We start from the raw sequence: 16,325 nt of genomic DNA, 5'->3' as shown, positions 1-16,325 counted from the left end.
GCGGGATGCGTGCGGCGGTCGTGCTCTTCGGCCCTTCCTAGGATGAGCCCATGTCACTCCCGCACGCGATCCTCACCGCCCTGCTCGAAAAGCCGTCGTCGGGCCTTGAGCTGACCCGGCGGTTCGACCGGTCGATCGGCTACTTCTGGTCGGCGACGCACCAGCAGATCTATCGCGAGCTGGGACGGCTGGAGGGCGTGGGCCACATCCGGGCCCTGCCCTCCGAGCGGCCCGCCCGAGGGCAGAAGAAGAGCTACGAGGTCCTGCCGGCCGGCCGGGAGGAGCTGGCCCGCTGGACCGCCGCACCCCAGGACCCCAAGCCGTGGCGTGACGCGCTGTTCGTCCGGCTGCGCGCGGCGGCCGTGGTCGGCACGGCAGGTCTCGCGGACGATCTGCGGCGTCATCTCGCCCTGCATCAGCGGCAGTTGGCGGAATACGTGGAGATCGAGAAGCGGGACTTCGGCCCCGGCCGGGACACGACCCAGGACCGGCTCCAGCATCTGATCCTGCGGGCGGGCATCGACCTGCAGACCTTCTGGACCCAGTGGCTGACCGACGCCCTGGAGGAGTTCGAGACCCTGCCGGAAGCCATCGGCGACGGCGGCGAGGGGTGAGCCCCCGCCCGGCGGTCAGAGGCGGTGCGGCTTGGCCCGGCGACGCAGGTACCAGACGGCCGCGCCCGTGCCCAGGGCCACCAGCGCCCCGCCGCCGACGAGGGTGACGGTGCCGTACTCCCGGGTGGCTCCGCCGACGCCGCCCATGACGCCCCGCGCGGGCGAGGCGGTCGCGGCGATGGTGGGGGTGGCGGCGGTGACGATGACGGACTGGGTCCCCGCCGTGGTCCCGTCCTTGCACACCCCGATCACGGTGTAGGTGCCCGGGCCCACGTTCGCCCAGGAGGCTGACTGGTTGGCGCTCGTGCCGGTGAGGGTCGCCTGCCGTCCCTGGGAGAAGTTCGCCTGCCCGCTGGAGAGCAGCGAGGCGGTGCCGAAGGTGCCGTTGGTGCTGTTGGGGCAGTCGTCGGTGGTGACGGTGACCGACGAACCCGTGGTGCTCACCGAGATGCCCGTGGGGGCGGCGGCGGCCGACGGCGTGGTCAGGGCGATCGGCAGCACGGCGGCGGCCGCGGTCGGGCCGAAGCGGAGGAGTAGCTGGGACGTACGCATGGTCTGCCCTCCAGCGGCACGGTGGCGGCACGTCCCGTGCGCCGCCGAGGATCGGGAGACCCGTGCTGCCTCAGGGTGAGCCAACGTGCCGTCCGCCCGGTCCGCACGCCGGCGGCCCCCGGGCAGGTGACGCGTTGCGCCGTGCGGGGGACCCGGCGCACGCGCCCCGCCGCGACCGCCCGGCTCACCCGCCGGTGGTCACCGTCCGTTCCGGTGAGAATCCGCCCCAGGTCCCGTCCGGAAGCCTCGCGCGGATCCGCACCCGGTAGGCCACGCCGGACTCCTGGCCCGCGTAGAAGCTGTGGGTGGCCCGCTGGCGGGGCGGGGTCCCGCCCCAGACGAGCGTGGTCGCCGGCCGGCCGTCGAGCTGGATCTCGTACTCCGTGATCACCCCGTCGGCGCGCGGCGGCCGCCAGGACAGCTCGATGGAGTACGCCCCGTCGGCCCGGCGGATGCCGGCGCGGAACCCGGTGGGCGCGGTGCCCCGCCCGTCGTCCGCCCCCGGCGAGGTGGTGAGGCGTACCGCCGGGCTAACGGGAGAGACGTTGTCCGCCGCGTCCCGGGCCCGCACGGTGAAGGAGTAGCGGGTACCGGGCCGCAACCCCGTGACCACGGCCGCCGTCTGCTGCCCGCCCACGCCGTGGATCTTCGAACCGCCCTGCAGGATGTCGTACGACGCCACGTCACGGTCGTCCGTCGAGGGCCCCCAGGACAGCTGCACCGCCCTGCTCCCGACCGTCCTGCCGTCGAGGCGCCCGGGACGGGTGGGGGCCCGGCGGTCCCCCGTCCCGGCGGCGGGAGTCGTGGCCCGGACCTGTGCGCTGGGCGGCCCGAGGTCCCCGGCGGCATCGCGGGCCCGGACCGTGAACACGTAGGCGGTGGCGGGGCGGAGCCGGGTGATGTCGGCCATGTGCTCGCCGCCCGGCACGTCCTTCACCTTCGTGCGGCCCCGGTACACCTCGTACCCGGCGATCCGCGGGCCGCCGGACGCCCGGTTCCACATGACGTGCACGCTGGTGGCGCTGCCCGCCTCGGCGGTGACGCCGGGCGGCGCCGGCGGCGGTCGGCGGCCGGGGGTCTCCTTGATCGCGCAGCCGGACATGAGGAGCAGCGAGCCGCAGAGCAGCGGCACCAGGGTGAGTGCCGGCACGGGAACGCGTCGCACGATCCTGCCCCCTCGGTCGTCGAGCCGGACGAGATTGGTCTGTACCTGACTCCATGTATGGCATGACTGACGCGGCCACATCAAGGGTTGCGTGCGGAGCGGTCCGCGTCGCGCAGGTGCTCAACACCGACGGCGACGCGGTGCGCGGCACGGCGGACGGATACGTATGCTGGTGTCCTGACACGACGTGAACTCGCCTGATTTCCGGGCCTGTTCGCGTCGTACGGCGCGGGCCGCTGTCGTCGCCGATCCCGCGCCGACGAGAGCGGCCGAGCGGCCGGGGCCGAGTCGGGCCCGGCCCTCGGCCGCGCACCCGTCGCGTGGCGTGCCGTGATCCGTCCGGCCCCCTCCCGGTGGCCGTCCTCTCCGACCCCCACCACCTTGGGGTGGGTGTTCGTCATGTCCCCCAGGAGAGGGTCCTCATCGTGCGTGTCCGCTCGTTGACGCTGGCCGCCGTCGGCGCCGCCCTGCTGGCCCCGGTCGCCCTGCCCGCCCTGGCCCACCCGCAGCGCCCGGTGCACCACCGGGAGGGCGGGGTGACCGCCGCCGCCCTGCTGGCCAAGGCGCGCGGCTGTGTCCGGGTGTCCGAGGGGCTGTACAGGAGCGACGCGGGCACCCCCGCCGACATCCCCGTCTGCGGTGTCGACGGCGCGGTGTTCTGGAAGGCCGACATGGACATCGACTGCGACGGCCGGCCCAGCACGCACTGCAACAGCGACACCGACCCGTGGTTCCAGCCCACCACGTCGTTCCTGCAGTCCGACGGCCGGTACCTGCGCTCCGAGAGCCTGCCGTTCATCGTCGTCCCCGTCGCCAGCCGACTCTGGGACCACCGGGTCCATGGCATCAAGGGCGGCTCGGTGGCCGCCGTCGTGTACAAGGACCGCGTCCAGTACGCCGTCGTCGGTGACACCGGCCCGCAGAACATCATCGGCGAGGCCTCGTACGCCACGGCCGAGGCCCTCGGCATCCGCCCCGACCCGCGCACCGGTGGCACCGCGTCCGGTGTCACCTACATCGTCTTCGAGGACTCCCGGGTGACCCCGATCGAGGACCACGCCGCCGCGGTGCGACTGGGGGAGGCGCTGGCGCGGAAGTGGGTGGGAGGACCGGCGATGCGCGGGGGCGCGGCGATGCGCGGCGGCGTGGCGGGCTGACCCGGACGGTTCGGGGCCCGGTGCCGCTCGGCGCCAGGCCCCGGACCGTCCGCCGGGATGTCCGGGAGGTCATTCCTTCCGGTACGCGTACGCCTCCGAGGCGGCGGCCGCCACCGCCGCGAGGTCCGCGCCCGTCGAGGCCGTCACGACGGCGGCGACGGCGCCCTCGACGAACGGGGCGTCGACCAGGCGGCTGTCCGCGGGGAGTTCGTCGCCCTCCGCGAGGAGTGCCTTCACGGTGAGGACCGCGCTCCCGAGATCGACGAGGATCGCGACACCGGAGCCCCGGTCGACGGAGGCGGCCGCCGCGGAGATCAGCTCCGCGCTGGTGCCCAGGCCGCCGTCCTCGGTGCCGCCGGCCGGCGCGACGGGCACGCCGGCGCCCGCACCGGACAGCCCCTGCGCCAGCTCGGCGACCGCGGCGGCGACGGCGGCGCTGTGCGACACCAGCACGATGCCGACCGGCTCGACGTCAGACATCGGCCGCCTCCGGTTCCCCGGCGGCGGTGGCGAGAGCGGCGATCAGCAGCGCGGCGGACGTGGCACCGGGGTCCTGATGTCCGATGCTCCGCTCGCCCAGGTAGCTGGCCCGGCCCTTGCGGGCCTGCAAGGGCGTGGTCGCCAGGGCGCCTTCCTCGGCGGCGGCCCGCGCCGCGGCGAACGACTCGCCGAGCGCGTCGACCGCCGGGACCAGCGCGTCGATCATGGTCTTGTCGCCCGGCGCGGCCCCGCCCAGCGCCCTCACCGCGTCGACCCCGGCGCGCAGCGCGTCCGCCAGCTGGGCCTCGCTCACCTCGCCCGCCTCACCGAGCGCCTTGCCGGTGCGGCGCAGCAGGGTGCCGTACAGCGGGCCGGAGGCGCCGCCGACGGTCGAGATCAGCTGCCGTCCGGCGAGTACGAGGACGGCGCCGGGCGTGTCCGGCGCGTCCTTGTCCAGGACGGTCACCACGGCCGTGAACCCGCGGCGCAGGTTGCTGCCGTGGTCGGCGTCCCCGATCGGGGAGTCGAGCGCCGTGAGCCGTTCCGCCTCATGTTCCACCGAGGCCGCGGTGGCCGTCATCCAACGACGGAAGAAGTCCGCGTCGAGCACAGCAATCTCCTTGCGTGGTACGTGAGTTGACTGACAGTGAGGCACTGGGTCGCGCCACCCGGCCGGGCGCGGCGACCACCCGCTTCCTCCTCACGCACCCCAGCGCAGTCCCGGCGTCCGCACCGGCGCGTCGTACAGCCGCAGCAACTCCTCGTCGACCTGGCACACCGTCACCGACGCGCCGGCCATGTCGAGCGAGGTGACGTAGTTGCCGACGAGGGTGCGGGCCACCGGCACCCCGCGTTCGGTGAGCACGCGCTGCACCTCCGCGTTGAAGCCGTACAGCTCCAGCAGGGGAGTGGCGCCCATGCCGTTGACGAGGAGCAGGACCGGGTTGCGCGGGCTCATGTCGTCGAGGACGGCGTTCACCGCGAAGTCGGCGATCTCCCGTGAGGTCATCATCGCGCGCCGCTCGCGTCCCGGCTCACCGTGGATGCCCACGCCCAACTCCAGCTCCCCGGCGGGGAGATCGAAGGTGGGGCTGCCCTTGGCCGGAGTGGAGCAGGCGCCGAGGGCCACGCCGAAACTGCGGGAGTTCTCGTTGACCTGCCGGGCCAGCGCCTCGACCCGCTCCAGCGGCTGTCCCTTCTCGGCGGCGGCTCCCGCGATCTTCTCCACGAACAGGGTCGCGCCCGTGCCGCGCCGGCCGGCGGTGTAGAGGCTGTCGGTGACGGCCACGTCGTCGTCGACGAGCACCTTGGCGATCCGGATGCCCTCGTCCTCGGCGAGTTCGGCCGCCATGTCGAAGTTGAGCACGTCACCGGTGTAGTTCTTCACGATGAACAGCACCCCGGCCCCGCTGTCCACGGCCGACGCGGCCCGCACCATCTGGTCGGGCACGGGCGAGGTGAACACCTCACCGGGGCAGGCCGCCGACAGCATGCCGGGCCCCACGAATCCCCCGTGCAACGGTTCGTGTCCGGAGCCGCCCCCGGAGACCAGTCCCACCTTCCCGGCCACCGGCGCGTCCCGCCGCACCACCACCCGGTTCTCCACGTCCACGGTCAACTCCGGATGCGCGGCCGCCATGCCCCGCAACGCGTCCGCGACGACGCTCTCCGCGACGTTGATCAGCATCTTCATGGGTACCTCCTGGTGAGATGTCGAGACACGCCTCCGGCTGCGCCGTCGTGCCGACTGCGATGACGGGCATCAGATCCTCGGGGTCGTCGGGCACGGGTCGGTCGAAGCGCGTCTGGTGAAAGTATCGACCTTGAGGAGGCGAAGGTCACGTGCGTCGACACGCCGGTGCGCGCGCCCGACCTGGCGCGACGGCGGGAGCGGCGAGGGGAGGGCACTCGTCGGCGAAGGGGACCGGCTCGGTCGGCCGCAGAGGTGATCGGCTCGGTCAGCAGGCGGTGGCGGCCCGTCGTCGGGGACTCCGTGCGTCGGGGGCGGCCGCGTCACCCGCCCGGCCGTGTCTTGCCCGCCGTTCTCGGGCGGGCCGTTCCGTCGACGGCGACGCAGATGCCGAAGACGCGCCCGTGGCCGGTCCAGCCGTTGACGTGACCTCGGTTGTTGCTGATCTGCACCCGATTCCTGGCGTGGTCCACGGACGACACCAGGTGCAGGTAGACCGTCCCGGCGACCCGAGCGAGGACGATGTCCCCGGCCTCGACCTTCGCCGGGTCGACGGGAGCGACGGCCACCAGCTGCCGACTGCGTATCAGCGGGACCATCGAGGAGCCACTGGGCCGAAACGTCACGGTCGCCCCGGCCACGACCCTCTCCGCCACCATGTCCAATGCACCCATGCGGGGATCGTGACAGATTCCCCTTCACCGCCCCACCGAATTAGTCCTCGCGGCGGTCGGCGGACGGCCGTTGACGCGGGACCCGCGAAGCCTTCGGCTCACGCCCCCTACGATCGACGCGTGACGATCACGTACGAGTGGCGGGCCCACTTCGACGACACGGCACTCGACGCGCTGCACGCGGAAGGCTTCGGCCACCCGGTCGCCGCGACCGACTGGCGGGGACGGCTCGAACGGCACAGCCTCGGCTGGGTCTGCGCGTTTGAGGACGGGACGTTGATCGGATTCGTCAACGTCGTCTGGGACGGTGGCGTCCACGCCTTCGTCCTGGACACGGTGGTCGCGGAACACCACCGCGGCGCGGGCGTCGGTGTCGCGCTCATCGCGACCGCCGCCCACGAAGCCCGTGCCGCGCGGTGCCAGTGGCTGCACGTCGACTTCGAGGACCACCTGCGGCCGTTCTCCATCGACGCCTGCGGCTTCAAGGAGACGGCGGCCGGTCTGCTCGCACTGTGACAGGGGGCCGGGACGGGTCCCGGCCCCCTGGTGACGCGCACCCGTGCTGCGGTGAGGGCCGTCAGGGCTTGACGTAGGTGCAGATGGCCAGCGGGGATTCCGGGGAGTACGGGGCCGCGTCGGCGGGCCAGTCGCCGAAGCGGCCCTCGGGGACGAGACCCGCGGCGCGGGCGTAGGTGTCCATCTCCTCCGGGGCGGTCAGCCGGGAGATCTCCGTGCCGACGCGGGTGGTGCCGTCGGCCTCGTACCAGACGTGCGAGAGATGCCACAGCGACCCCTCCGGCAGGAGGACGGAGTGGCTCTGCAGACCGGTGCCCGGCTCCGGGTAGGGCGAGAAGTACGTGGCGCGGGCGCTGCCCTCGTGCAGGGCGAGGATGGCCTGCTTGTTGTGGGTCTCGATCACCAGCCTGCCGCCGGGGACCAGCAGTTCGGCCGCGCGGCGCACCGCCAGCTGCTGTTCCTCGGGGGTCAGCAGCATCGACAGGGTCGCGCAGACGCAGTACACCAGCCCCACGGCGCGGTCGGCGGTGTAGACGCAGATGTCGCCGTGCACGGGCTCGACGGGGGTGTCGTCGGCCAGGTCGCGACGCAGCACGTCGAGCATCTCGGGGGAGGAGTCCACGCCGGTGACCGGCCCGACGCGGCGCGACAGCGGGAGCGCGATCCGGCCGGTGCCGACACCGAACTCGACGGTGCCGAGGGCCGGATCAGGATGCAGGGAGACCAGGCGCTCCACCTCGTCGACGACGGAGGCGTCGTCGGGGAACAGCCGGTGGTACCAGTCGCCGAACTGTCGGCCGTAGCCGATGTCCTCGACGATGCCACCGGACGTGGCGCCGGGCGCAGGGGACGTCGTGGTGGTGCTCATGGGTGCTGCCTCCGCTTCTTGGACGGGGTGTGCCGCGCGTGGATGGTGCTTCTGGCCTGGGAGCAGGCGCCCCACAGCACCACGAGGGCGACGCCGATGACGGCGGGGGTGCTGACGGCCCGGGTGGCGATGAGGAAGCCGACGATGCCGAGGGCTACCACGGACGGGATGAGCAGAAAGTCGTTCATGGACTTCTCCTGCCGGATTGATCGGGATGGCCAGGGTGGCCGGGACAGCCGGGGTGATCGGGATGTCTTCTCCTGTCGGGGTGAAGGCGGGTGTGCCGCCCCGTCGTTCGGTGGATCAGGACGCCAGGTCGCTGAGTTCCTGGAGCCGGGCGAGGCGGCGGTAGAGGTCACTGTGCCGGTGGAGTTCGTCGTGGGTACCGACGGCGTGCACCCGTCCCCGGTCGAGCACGACGATCTGCCGGGCCTCGGTGACCGTGGACAGCCGGTGGGCGATCGCGATGACCGCGCAGAAGCCGGAGATCATCGCGATGCTGTCGCGCAGCGCGTTCTCCGATTCGGTGTCGAGGTTGGCGGTGGCCTCGTCGAGCAGCAGGAACCGGGGCGCCTGCAGCAACGTACGGGCGATGGCGAGGCGTTGGCGCTGACCGCCCGACAGGCCGGCCCCGCGGTCGCCGAGCGGGGTGTCGAGGCCCTGCGGCAGCGCGGCGATCACCTCGGTCAGGTTGGCCATGCGCAGCGCCTCGGCGATGTCCTTGTCGTCGGCGTCCGGCGCACTGTAGGTGAGGTTCTCCCGGATGCTGCCGCGCAGCAGGGTGTGGTCCTGGTCGACGTAGCCGACGATGGACCGCAGCTGGTTGAGCGGCAGGTCGGTGATGTCGGTGCCGTCGATGCGGATCGCGCCGGCGACCGGGTCGAAGAGCCGCTCGATCAGTTGGAACACGGTGGACTTGCCGCCACCGGAGGGACCGACGACGGCGGTCAGTCCCTCGGCCGGGACGGTGAAGGAGACGCCGTCGAGGACGACCTTGTCGCTGCCCGGATAGGAGAACCGGACACTGTCGAAGGCGAGTCCGGGTTCGTACCCGCGCCCGAACGAGCGGGCGGTACGAGGCTGTTGTGCCGGGAGGCTGCTGTCCGGGTCCGTCTCGACCTCGATCTTGCCGAGTTCCGCGAGCCGTTCCACCGACGCCCTGCCGATCTGGAACTGCGCGATCGACTCGAACAGCGTCAGCAACGGCGCCACCAGATAGAACAGGTAGAGGATGAACGCCGTCAGGTCGGCGGTGGGCATCGCCCCGGTGGCGGTGCGGGCCGCACCCAGACCGATGACGACCGTCAGGGCGAGCTGGGTGCCGATGCTCATGGTCGGGTCGAGCAGCGACGACATCACCGTCACCTTGATCCCGGACTTCCGGGCCCGCCGGGCGATGGCCGCGATCCCCTCGGCCTCCCGGTCCTCGGCCCGGGACGCCTTCACGGTGGGCATGGCCCCCAGTACCCGCAGCAGAGCGGTGCCGAAGGTGCCCAGGTCGGTCTGGTTGAGCAGGGACACCTTCCGTACGCCGCGCGCCAGATAGAGCGAGACGACGCTGGTGACGCCGAGGCAGGCCAGGGTGGCGGCGAGCAGCACGGTGTCGATATAGGCCATCAGGACGATGCCGCCGACGACCAGGAAGCTGTTGTTGAGGATGCTGTCGATCGCGTGCGTCATGGTGGAGCGGGCGAGCATGGTGTCGCTGACCATCCGGGAGAACACATCGCCCTGCTGCAGACCGCTGTACGCCCTGAACCGGGAGCGCAGCAGCCGCGTGGCCAGGGTCCGGCGGATGTCGTAGACGATGTTCTCCCCGGCCAGCCCGATGACGTACGAGTGGAGCGCGCCCAGGGTGGCGTCGGCGATGAACAGGGCCGCGCCCACCATGATCGGGCCGGTCAGCGAGCGTCCCTCGCCGACGGCGCCGACCAGTTGGCCGATGACCGCGGGCTGGGCCAGGGACGTCGCGGCCCCGAGGAGGCCGAGGAGGATGCCGAGCAGGACCAGGCGGCGGTGCCGGCCCATGGCCCGCCAGGGTTTGGCCCCCTCGCCCCACAGCAGATGCAGGTTGAGCTGGGGAACCGCCCGGTGCGCGGCACGCCGCCCGGCACCGGGCCCGCCCTCCTTCTCCAGGTTCACCGGCGGGTCCTGCGGACGGGTGTGCCGCCCCCGGCCGGCCGGACGGTCACTCATCGCGCGCCCCCGGCCCCGCGGTGGCCGTCCGGACCCGGTTCACTCGTGCTCCCTGCCGTCCTCGTCCGATTCCGAGCGGGCCTTGGCGAGCCGCAGGCCCGCCTTGAGCAGGCCGACCGCGAATATCAGGATGCCGAGGAGGATGAAGGGGGTCGCGTTGTCCATGGGTCACACCTTTGCGGGAGTCTTGGCCGGGACCCGCGTGAGCGGGGTGCCCGGGGCCTGGGGGTCGAGGGGGACGAACGGGGAGACGAACAGCAGCGAGGGACGGTGGCGCGTGTCGTAGCCGGTGTCCTTGGCCAGCGCGAACTGGAAGCCCCGGACGCCCTCGGGCACGGGCCCACGGGACCTGATGAGGACACGCAGATTCTCGGTGATCATCCGGTACCCGGGCGTGCGCGCGGCCCCCTCGAAGCCGCCGAACTCCAGGGTCGGCAGGATGTCGGCGCAGGCGTCGACCATTCCCTTGTCGGCGCGGCGGGTGGGGAACCACACGATGTGCTGGGGCTTGCGGGTCTCCGTCGCGAACGCGTCCTGCCACGGCGAGGCGTTGCCGTCCGCGTCCACCGTGCGGTACAGGAAGTGGCTGTCGTGCATACAGGGGTTGGGGGCGAAGAACCGCCAGTTCGGCACGAGGGACAGCACGTCCTTGGCGCGGAACCGGGAGAACTGCTCGAAGGGGTGCTGGCCGGCGACGGTGACGGCCAGCATGGCGGCGCCGGCGATCCGCCAGGCCGCGCCCTCGCCGGTGAACGGGTTGCGCGGCGGGAAACGTCGGGGGCTGCTCATCGCGCGGTCTCCTTGTCGAGCGTGACGGACCGGGCCGGCCGGGGTGTCCGGGCGCGTTCCTCGACACCTTGGAAGAACGCCAGGACGCGGTCGGTGACCTGGTGGGCGTAACGGCTGTTGATCAGCAGGGAGTCGTGTCCCGCGCCCTCGACGACCACCGTTTCGACGGGCGCCCGGCGGTGGGCCTCGGCGAGTTCCCGGTGCATCAGCAGTTGCTCGGGGTCGCGGTCCACGGTCCGCTGGGCGGAGATCACCAGTCCGGGCACGCCGTCGATCCGGTCGAGCGGCCCGGAGAAGGTCTGGAAGTCCTCCCGCAGCGCGGCCCATTCGCGGCGGGCCGCATACCACATCCGGGTGTCCCCGTACTGGGCGAAGACCTTGTCGTGGTAGGCGGCGGGCAGTTCCTTGATCCACCACGGGCGGGTCAGCAGGGCCCCGGTGCCCAGGCGCAGTGCCCGGCTCATGGACGCGAAGGTGCTGCCCAGAGCGGCGCCGGTCACCCGCTGCTGGGCGGAGCGGTTGAACTGGTCCGGGTGCGAGGAGTCGAGGTAGACGACGCCGTGCACCCGGTCGCCGAGGTGCCGGACGGCACGACGGGCGAGTTCGCCGCCGATCGAGTGGCCGACCAGGATCACCTTGCGGTGCGGCGCGACGGCCCCGTTCACCAGGTCGACGAGGTCGTCGACGGACTCCGTCAGCCGGTAGGCGGTGACCGCCCGGCGGCGGCTCCCGGCGTATCCGGCGCGGGCGTAGGTGATGACGCCGTACGTGGTCTCGTAGGACAGCCGCTCGCTGATCCAGGCGTAGTGCTCGCTGGTGGACAGCAGGCCGGCGGCGAGCACGAAGACCGGCCGGTCGGTGTCGCCCGCCGACATCTCCTCGTACTGGAGCCGGTTGCCGTGTCGGGTCGTCAGCACGCGTGAGGTCCGCCAGCCCTCGGTGGCGCGCATGCGCCGCTGGACGGCGGTGACGGCCGCGGCCGCCGTCGCCCCGGCGAGCACGGTGAGCGCGGCCGGCAGGGCGCGGTCGTCACGTCCCGCGACGGCGGGGTGCGTGCGGGGGGCCGCGGTGTAGGCGATCAGGGGGTGCATCGCGGGGAACGCGGTCGCGAACCTGCCGAGTCCCATGAAGTAACCGTTGGCCAGGTGGAACGCGGCGGCGCTCGCCAGGACGGGACGGGTCAGCCTGCCCCCCTTGAGATAGGCGAGCGGGAACAGGCACTCCAGCGCCAGCACACTGTGGGCGAGCAGCTTGGCGGCCCGGGGGTTGTTCCGGATCCAGGTGTGCATGCCCTCGTGGCCGTAGGTGTGGGTGCGCATCACGCCGGGCAGGGCGGAGCCGTCGCGCCAGTCCGGGCCGAGCAGCTTGACCCAGCCGGAGACCAGGTAGGAGAGGTTGGACTGCAGGGCGACATACCAGAGCAGGGCGTCCTTGGCGGCCGGCGAGGGCACCAGGCGGGCGCCGCCGGTGGCGAGTTGCACGAGGGTCGCCACCTGGTCGGCGCCGTCGCTCCCGTAGTGCTGGCGGGGGCCGAGGAGGGCGGAGGTCGCACCGAGGAAGAGGCTGCCCGCGCCGCGCCAACCCGACCTGCCGGGCAGCAGCATGGCGGTGGCGACCGCGGCCCGTGTGACGTGCAGTGCCGTCGTGGTCCGGGGGCCGCTGGCGATGTCGATCAGCCGGCGCACCAGCGGGTTCGCGTGCGCGATGCTGTCCTTGGCGATGTCCCAGTCGTTCATGCCTCCCTTGTCCATCTCGTGGCGCTGGGTGAGGTATTCGAGGGACGAGGTGAGGCTCGTCGCGGCGGCCAGCCGCTCCGACAGGCCGAGCGCGCGGTCCCGGCCCACCGGTATCGGGCTGAACACCGCGGAGGCGACCCTGCCCGGCACCGCGGAATTGATCCTTCGGACGAGTTTCATGGAACCTCTTTTCCTGGTACTTTTGAGCACGTTTTTCGCGTGCGGAGGAACCCGCTGCCGGACCAGAACAGCCCTCTGGTCCGACAGCGGGTTCCTTACGTGTCCGGCGCCGGTCGTCAGGCCGCCGGCGCGCCACCGACCGCCGCGAGGGCCGCCGCGTTCTGGGCGTTGGCCTCCGCGGCCAGGTTGTTGGCCTCCGCGGCCTGGCCGACACCGACCGCGGCGGTGGCCAGCGCGCCGATGGCGCCGACACCCTCGGCGGCCTGGGCGAGTCCGCCCAGCCTGTTGCCCACCCGGGCGATCCGCGGGGTGCCCAGGGTCGGGCGAGCGGCGACGTAGACGACACCCTCGACGGGGATTTCCACGCTGTTCAGTGCGTTCTCGATGCTGCTCATTTCTTTCTTCCTCTCGCATGGGGGCTTCGGAAGGTCTTTTCTTCCGGTGCCCTTCTGGAGAAAACATTAGGCTCTCGCCGTCCGTCGCCACATCGATAAAAATGCCTATTGTCGGGACCGCGGAACGGAAAAGGCCTGGACCGAATCGGTCCAGGCCTTTTTTCCGGAGGCTGGTGCGAGGCGCGGCTGCTTTCCGGCTCATCCGCCGCCGCGTCGTCGCCCGAGGTGACGCAGCGCCGACGCGGCGGCGTTCGCGCCGCACATCCCGTGGGCGCCGGCGCCCGGTGGCGACGCGGCGGAGCAGATGTACATTCCGGGGACTCCGGTGCGGTACGGGTCGAGCGCCACCCGGGGGCGCATAGCCAGCTGGAGGGCGGTGTTCGCCCCTGTGACGATGTCCCCGCCGACGTAGTTGGGGTTGTACGCCTCGAACGCGGCCGGCGGGCGGACGGCCATGTCGAGGACACGCTCGCGGAACCCCGGGGCGAACCGTTCGATCTGTCCGATGATCGCCTCGCTCGCGTCTCCGTCGTAGCCGTGCGGGACGTGGGCGTAGGTCCACACCGGGTGGAGGTCGCCCTTCGAGCGGCTCGGATCGGCCAGGTACTGCTGGCCGACGAGGACGAAGGGCCGCTCCGGCATGCGTCCGGCGTGGATCAGCCGCTCGGTGTGGGCGACCTCCTCGAACGTCCCGCCGAGGTGGACGGTGCCCGCCCGGCGGGCCGCCTCGTTGGTCCACGGGACGCCGCCCTCGACCGCGAAGTCGGCCTTGAAGGCGCCGGGCCCGTGGCGGAAGCGGCGGTAGGCCCGCGCGACGCGCCCCGGCAGCCGGTCGCCCAGGATGTCGGCGACCGCACGGGGGGCGAGGTCGAACAGCACCAGGTCCGCCCGTGGCAGATCGGCCGGGGTGCACACCCGCACGCCGGTCTCGATCCGGCCGCCGAACTCCGCGAGCTGCGCCGCCAGCGCGTCGCTGATCGCCCGGGAGCCGCCCGCCGCCACCGGCCAGCCGTGCCGATGGCCCGCGGCGATGATCGTCAGCCCGACGGCGGCGGTGGCCGGCCGGTGGAACGGGCGGAAGGCGTGCGCGGCCACGCCGCCGAAGAGGGCCCGGGCGGCCGGCGACCGCCACAGCCGGCCCAGGGCGGCGGCGGGCAGCAGTGCCTGCGGCCCGAAGGCCGCCAGGCGCAGTGGGTGGCGCGGCACATGCGTCAGCGGTCGCATGAGGTCCTCGGCGAGCGCGTCGAAGCCTTGCGCGAGAGGCCCGAACACCCGGCGCCAGCGGCGGCCGTCGACACCGCCGAGGCCGTCGGCCGTCTCCTGGACCGACCGGCGCAGGACACCGGCCTCCCCGGAGTCCAGCGGGTGCGCGCAGTCGATGTCCGGCAGACGCCAGGTCAGCCCGTGGCGCCCGAGGTCGAGGCTCCGCAGGAACGGCGAGCCGACCGCCATCGGGTGGGTGGCGGAGCAGTGGTCGTGCAGGAGGCCCGGGGTCAGCTCGCTGGTGCGGGTGCCGCCGCCGATGGTGTCGGCGGCCTCCAGGACGGTGACCTCGACGCCCTCCCGGGCGAGGTACACGGCGGCCGCGAGACCGTTCGGACCGCTGCCCACCACGACGGCCGTAGTCATATGTCTCCCGCGTCTTCTGCGTTCCGTTTTTCCTGCGATTTCCCGACGGTGGACACCGGTCCGCCGACGCGCGAAATGGCGGGCGACAAAAGACGGAACGGGCCCTCGAAAGGGCCCGGTCCGGGCCGGTTCACCACTCTGCGGGACGAGATGAGGCCGTCCCGGCGCCTTTGGCTCTCCGACATTAATGCGTCCGCCGTCCCGGCGCGATGCGCAGAATTGCCTAATCCACGTTCCTTCACGTCTCCGGGGCCTCCCGGACCGCCTACCCCGCGTCCCAACTCATGTCCGGCTCGGGTTCCGTATGCGCGTTCGGCTTGGCATGGCGTCCGGCGGGCCGCCGGGACGCCGCCGTGGCGGACTTCTCCGTATCCGGGGGCGGGGCGTCCGTGAGGACGGGGAAATGGGCGATGAGCCACCAGCCGCCGTCGTCGGCCGGTCCCGCCGTCAGGGAGCCGCCGACGGCCTCGGCCCGCTCCCGAAGGCCGATCAGGCCGTAGCCGCCACGGCCTCCGGTGGGGCGGGAGACCCGCCGCTCGGGCCCGGCGTTGTACACGTCGACCCGGAGCAGGTCGCCACGGGTGCGCTGGACGCGCACGGTCGCCTTGGTGCCCGGCGCGTGCCGTCGTACGTTGGTCAGGGCCTCCTGCACCACGCGATGGACCGCGCAGCCCACCTCGGGCAGCAGCGTGCTCCTGCGGGCGACTCCGGTGACCTCCAGCTGGGCTGAGGATCCGTCACCCTGGCCGCCGAAGGCCGAGACCAGCTTGGCGAGTTCGGCGTACGGAGCCTCGGGGGACTCGATGGAGCCCTGCTCGCCGTCCTCGCGCAGCACACTGATCAGCCGGCGCATGGAGTCCATGGTCCGCTGCCCGGCCTCGGCGATGTTGCCCAGGATGGGGCCGACCTGCTGGGGCGCGCTCTCGTGGATCACGCCGGCGGCGTGGGCCTGGGCGATGATGCCCGTCACGTGGTGGGCGACGAAGTCGTGCAGTTCCCTGGCGAGTTGGATGCGCTCGGCGAGCCGTACGGCGGAGATCGTACGGCGCCGCCGGGCGTCCAGCGTGCGCAGATAGCACCCGGCTCCGACGGCGCCGCCGACCGCGAACGTCAGCAGGAAGGGATAGGTCAGGGTGATGCCCGTGCCCCCGGTGCGCAGGGGCTCGTCGATGATGCTGGCCCCCAGCGCGGCGGCCAGGGCGAGGGCGATGCGGGGGCGGCGGACGTTGCGGCAGATGCGGATCAGCAGGACCAGCATGCACGCGGTCTCCAGCAGCCCCCACGCGGGCAGGTCCGATCCCATCAGGGAGGTGCCCAGCGTCACCGCGGTGGAGGCGGCCGCGCAGATCCCCGCCCGCCACTCGGTGCTCAGCCGCGGTGCCGGTACGACCACCAGCGCCAGGGCGACGGGGCCGGTCACCAGCGGAAGCCAGTCGACGGGGCCGCGCTGATGCGACCCTATGACGGCGATGTCAAGGATCCACAGCACCCCCAGAGCCGGGTACAGGGCACGGTGCTTCAGCTGTCGCACGGGTAACCGGGGCGGTCCGAGGTGTGGCTGGGTCGCCTGGGCCGAAAGTGCCGCGAGTGACGAGGTGGTCATGCCACCGGAGGCTAGGCATGCACATGCCCGCCTGGCAGACGGAGTATCCATCTGTGGGGAGGGACACAGATCATCCACGCA

General features: G+C 72.6%; 18 protein-coding genes. 3 read left to right on the top strand and 15 right to left on the bottom strand.

Annotated elements, in window-relative coordinates:
• The first annotated feature begins 50 nt into the window (after positions 1-50).
• Positions 51-614, top strand: a complete 564-nt coding sequence (locus H4687_RS05205) for a PadR family transcriptional regulator (protein WP_046915055.1) — start codon at positions 51-53, stop codon at positions 612-614.
• A 15-nt stretch (positions 615-629) separates the two neighbouring features.
• Here H4687_RS05205 and H4687_RS05200 read toward each other — a convergent pair whose 3' ends face one another.
• Positions 630-1,166 carry a hypothetical protein gene (locus H4687_RS05200; RefSeq protein ID WP_046915054.1) on the bottom strand — a complete coding sequence of 179 codons (537 nt, stop codon included), beginning with the start codon at positions 1,164-1,166 and terminating at the stop codon, positions 630-632.
• Between the two features lie 184 nt (positions 1,167-1,350).
• Positions 1,351-2,331, bottom strand: coding sequence for a fibronectin type III domain-containing protein (locus H4687_RS05195; protein WP_046915053.1), 981 nt, complete (start codon positions 2,329-2,331; stop codon positions 1,351-1,353).
• Between the two features lie 425 nt (positions 2,332-2,756).
• Between H4687_RS05195 and H4687_RS05190 the strand changes: the two genes are divergently transcribed.
• Positions 2,757-3,488 carry a glycoside hydrolase family 75 protein gene (locus tag H4687_RS05190; protein WP_046915052.1) on the top strand — a complete coding sequence of 244 codons (732 nt, stop codon included), beginning with the start codon at positions 2,757-2,759 and terminating at the stop codon, positions 3,486-3,488.
• A gap of 69 nt (positions 3,489-3,557) precedes the next feature.
• On the opposite strand, the gene H4687_RS05185 is transcribed toward H4687_RS05190, so the two are convergent.
• The 4 genes from H4687_RS05185 to H4687_RS05170 all read right to left on the bottom strand — a co-directional run bounded on the left by H4687_RS05185 (position 3,558) and on the right by H4687_RS05170 (position 6,332).
• Positions 3,558-3,968, bottom strand: a complete 411-nt coding sequence (locus tag H4687_RS05185; protein ID WP_046915051.1) for a PTS-dependent dihydroxyacetone kinase phosphotransferase subunit DhaM — start codon at positions 3,966-3,968, stop codon at positions 3,558-3,560.
• Positions 3,961-4,578, bottom strand: a complete 618-nt coding sequence (gene dhaL / locus H4687_RS05180; RefSeq protein ID WP_046915050.1) for a dihydroxyacetone kinase subunit DhaL — start codon at positions 4,576-4,578, stop codon at positions 3,961-3,963. The genes H4687_RS05185 and dhaL overlap by 8 nt, the downstream gene beginning before the upstream one ends.
• Before the next feature lie 90 nt (positions 4,579-4,668).
• Positions 4,669-5,661 (bottom strand): dihydroxyacetone kinase subunit DhaK, encoded by a 993-nt coding sequence (gene dhaK, locus H4687_RS05175; protein WP_046915049.1) that lies wholly within the window; start codon positions 5,659-5,661, stop codon positions 4,669-4,671.
• Positions 5,662-5,981: 320 nt separating this feature from the next.
• The gene (locus H4687_RS05170) at positions 5,982-6,332 is read right to left on the bottom strand and encodes a S24 family peptidase (protein ID WP_046915048.1); all 351 of its coding nucleotides are present in this window, start codon (positions 6,330-6,332) and stop codon (positions 5,982-5,984) included.
• Between the two features lie 120 nt (positions 6,333-6,452).
• On the opposite strand from H4687_RS05170, the gene H4687_RS05165 reads away from it, so the two are divergent.
• The gene (locus H4687_RS05165; RefSeq protein ID WP_046915047.1) at positions 6,453-6,848 is read left to right on the top strand and encodes a GNAT family N-acetyltransferase; all 396 of its coding nucleotides are present in this window, start codon (positions 6,453-6,455) and stop codon (positions 6,846-6,848) included.
• A gap of 61 nt (positions 6,849-6,909) precedes the next feature.
• On the opposite strand, the gene H4687_RS05160 is transcribed toward H4687_RS05165, so the two are convergent.
• The 9 genes from H4687_RS05160 to H4687_RS05125 form a co-directional block, all read right to left on the bottom strand.
• Positions 6,910-7,716 (bottom strand): class I SAM-dependent methyltransferase, encoded by an 807-nt coding sequence (locus tag H4687_RS05160; RefSeq protein WP_046915046.1) that lies wholly within the window; start codon positions 7,714-7,716, stop codon positions 6,910-6,912.
• Positions 7,713-7,904 carry a hypothetical protein gene (locus H4687_RS05155; protein ID WP_046915045.1) on the bottom strand — a complete coding sequence of 64 codons (192 nt, stop codon included), beginning with the start codon at positions 7,902-7,904 and terminating at the stop codon, positions 7,713-7,715. Before H4687_RS05155 ends, H4687_RS05160 begins: the two co-directional genes overlap by 4 nt.
• 115 nt (positions 7,905-8,019) lie before the next feature.
• Positions 8,020-9,912 (bottom strand): ABC transporter ATP-binding protein, encoded by a 1,893-nt coding sequence (locus H4687_RS05150; RefSeq protein ID WP_046915044.1) that lies wholly within the window; start codon positions 9,910-9,912, stop codon positions 8,020-8,022.
• A gap of 39 nt (positions 9,913-9,951) precedes the next feature.
• Positions 9,952-10,077 (bottom strand): hypothetical protein, encoded by a 126-nt coding sequence (locus tag H4687_RS47425; protein WP_257034935.1) that lies wholly within the window; start codon positions 10,075-10,077, stop codon positions 9,952-9,954.
• A 3-nt stretch (positions 10,078-10,080) separates the two neighbouring features.
• Entirely contained in the window at positions 10,081-10,701 is a 621-nt protein-coding gene (locus H4687_RS05145; protein WP_050399659.1) for a hypothetical protein, read from the bottom strand.
• Entirely contained in the window at positions 10,698-12,617 is a 1,920-nt protein-coding gene (locus tag H4687_RS05140; RefSeq protein WP_046916083.1) for an alpha/beta fold hydrolase, read from the bottom strand. Before H4687_RS05140 ends, H4687_RS05145 begins: the two co-directional genes overlap by 4 nt.
• Positions 12,618-12,733: 116 nt before the next feature.
• Positions 12,734-13,012: a hypothetical protein gene (locus tag H4687_RS05135; protein WP_050399660.1), complete on the bottom strand. Its 279-nt coding sequence runs from the start codon at positions 13,010-13,012 to the stop codon at positions 12,734-12,736.
• A 198-nt stretch (positions 13,013-13,210) separates the two neighbouring features.
• The gene (locus H4687_RS05130) at positions 13,211-14,641 is read right to left on the bottom strand and encodes a phytoene desaturase family protein (protein ID WP_046916082.1); all 1,431 of its coding nucleotides are present in this window, start codon (positions 14,639-14,641) and stop codon (positions 13,211-13,213) included.
• 265 nt (positions 14,642-14,906) lie between these two features.
• Entirely contained in the window at positions 14,907-16,244 is a 1,338-nt protein-coding gene (locus H4687_RS05125; protein WP_225966605.1) for a sensor histidine kinase, read from the bottom strand.
• Positions 16,245-16,325 lie beyond the last annotated feature (81 nt).

It is taken from the genome of Streptomyces stelliscabiei (genome assembly GCF_014873495.1).
GTDB classification, from domain to species: domain Bacteria; phylum Actinomycetota; class Actinomycetes; order Streptomycetales; family Streptomycetaceae; genus Streptomyces; species Streptomyces bottropensis.
Note: the sequence above shows the minus strand (reverse complement) of the source record. Positions and strands in the feature narration are given on the sequence as shown.

Excerpts from the sequence above, each read along its gene's own strand:
- H4687_RS05160 (WP_046915046.1), bottom strand. The coding sequence starts at position 7,716 with ATGAGCACCACCACGACGTCCCCTGCGCCCGGCGCCACGTCCGGTGGC.
- H4687_RS05130 (WP_046916082.1), bottom strand. The coding sequence starts at position 14,641 with ATGACTACGGCCGTCGTGGTGGGCAGCGGTCCGAACGGTCTCGCGGCC.
- H4687_RS05170 (WP_046915048.1), bottom strand. The coding sequence starts at position 6,332 with ATGGGTGCATTGGACATGGTGGCGGAGAGGGTCGTGGCCGGGGCGACC.
- H4687_RS05125 (WP_225966605.1), bottom strand. The coding sequence starts at position 16,244 with ATGACCACCTCGTCACTCGCGGCACTTTCGGCCCAGGCGACCCAGCCA.
- H4687_RS05145 (WP_050399659.1), bottom strand. The coding sequence starts at position 10,701 with ATGAGCAGCCCCCGACGTTTCCCGCCGCGCAACCCGTTCACCGGCGAG.
- H4687_RS47425 (WP_257034935.1), bottom strand. The coding sequence starts at position 10,077 with ATGGACAACGCGACCCCCTTCATCCTCCTCGGCATCCTGATATTCGCG.
- H4687_RS05185 (WP_046915051.1), bottom strand. The coding sequence starts at position 3,968 with ATGTCTGACGTCGAGCCGGTCGGCATCGTGCTGGTGTCGCACAGCGCC.
- H4687_RS05140 (WP_046916083.1), bottom strand. The coding sequence starts at position 12,617 with ATGAAACTCGTCCGAAGGATCAATTCCGCGGTGCCGGGCAGGGTCGCC.
- H4687_RS05200 (WP_046915054.1), bottom strand. The coding sequence starts at position 1,166 with ATGCGTACGTCCCAGCTACTCCTCCGCTTCGGCCCGACCGCGGCCGCC.
- H4687_RS05205 (WP_046915055.1), top strand. The coding sequence starts at position 51 with ATGTCACTCCCGCACGCGATCCTCACCGCCCTGCTCGAAAAGCCGTCG.
- H4687_RS05155 (WP_046915045.1), bottom strand. The coding sequence starts at position 7,904 with ATGAACGACTTTCTGCTCATCCCGTCCGTGGTAGCCCTCGGCATCGTC.
- H4687_RS05135 (WP_050399660.1), bottom strand. The coding sequence starts at position 13,012 with ATGAGCAGCATCGAGAACGCACTGAACAGCGTGGAAATCCCCGTCGAG.
- dhaK (WP_046915049.1), bottom strand. The coding sequence starts at position 5,661 with ATGAAGATGCTGATCAACGTCGCGGAGAGCGTCGTCGCGGACGCGTTG.
- H4687_RS05150 (WP_046915044.1), bottom strand. The coding sequence starts at position 9,912 with ATGAGTGACCGTCCGGCCGGCCGGGGGCGGCACACCCGTCCGCAGGAC.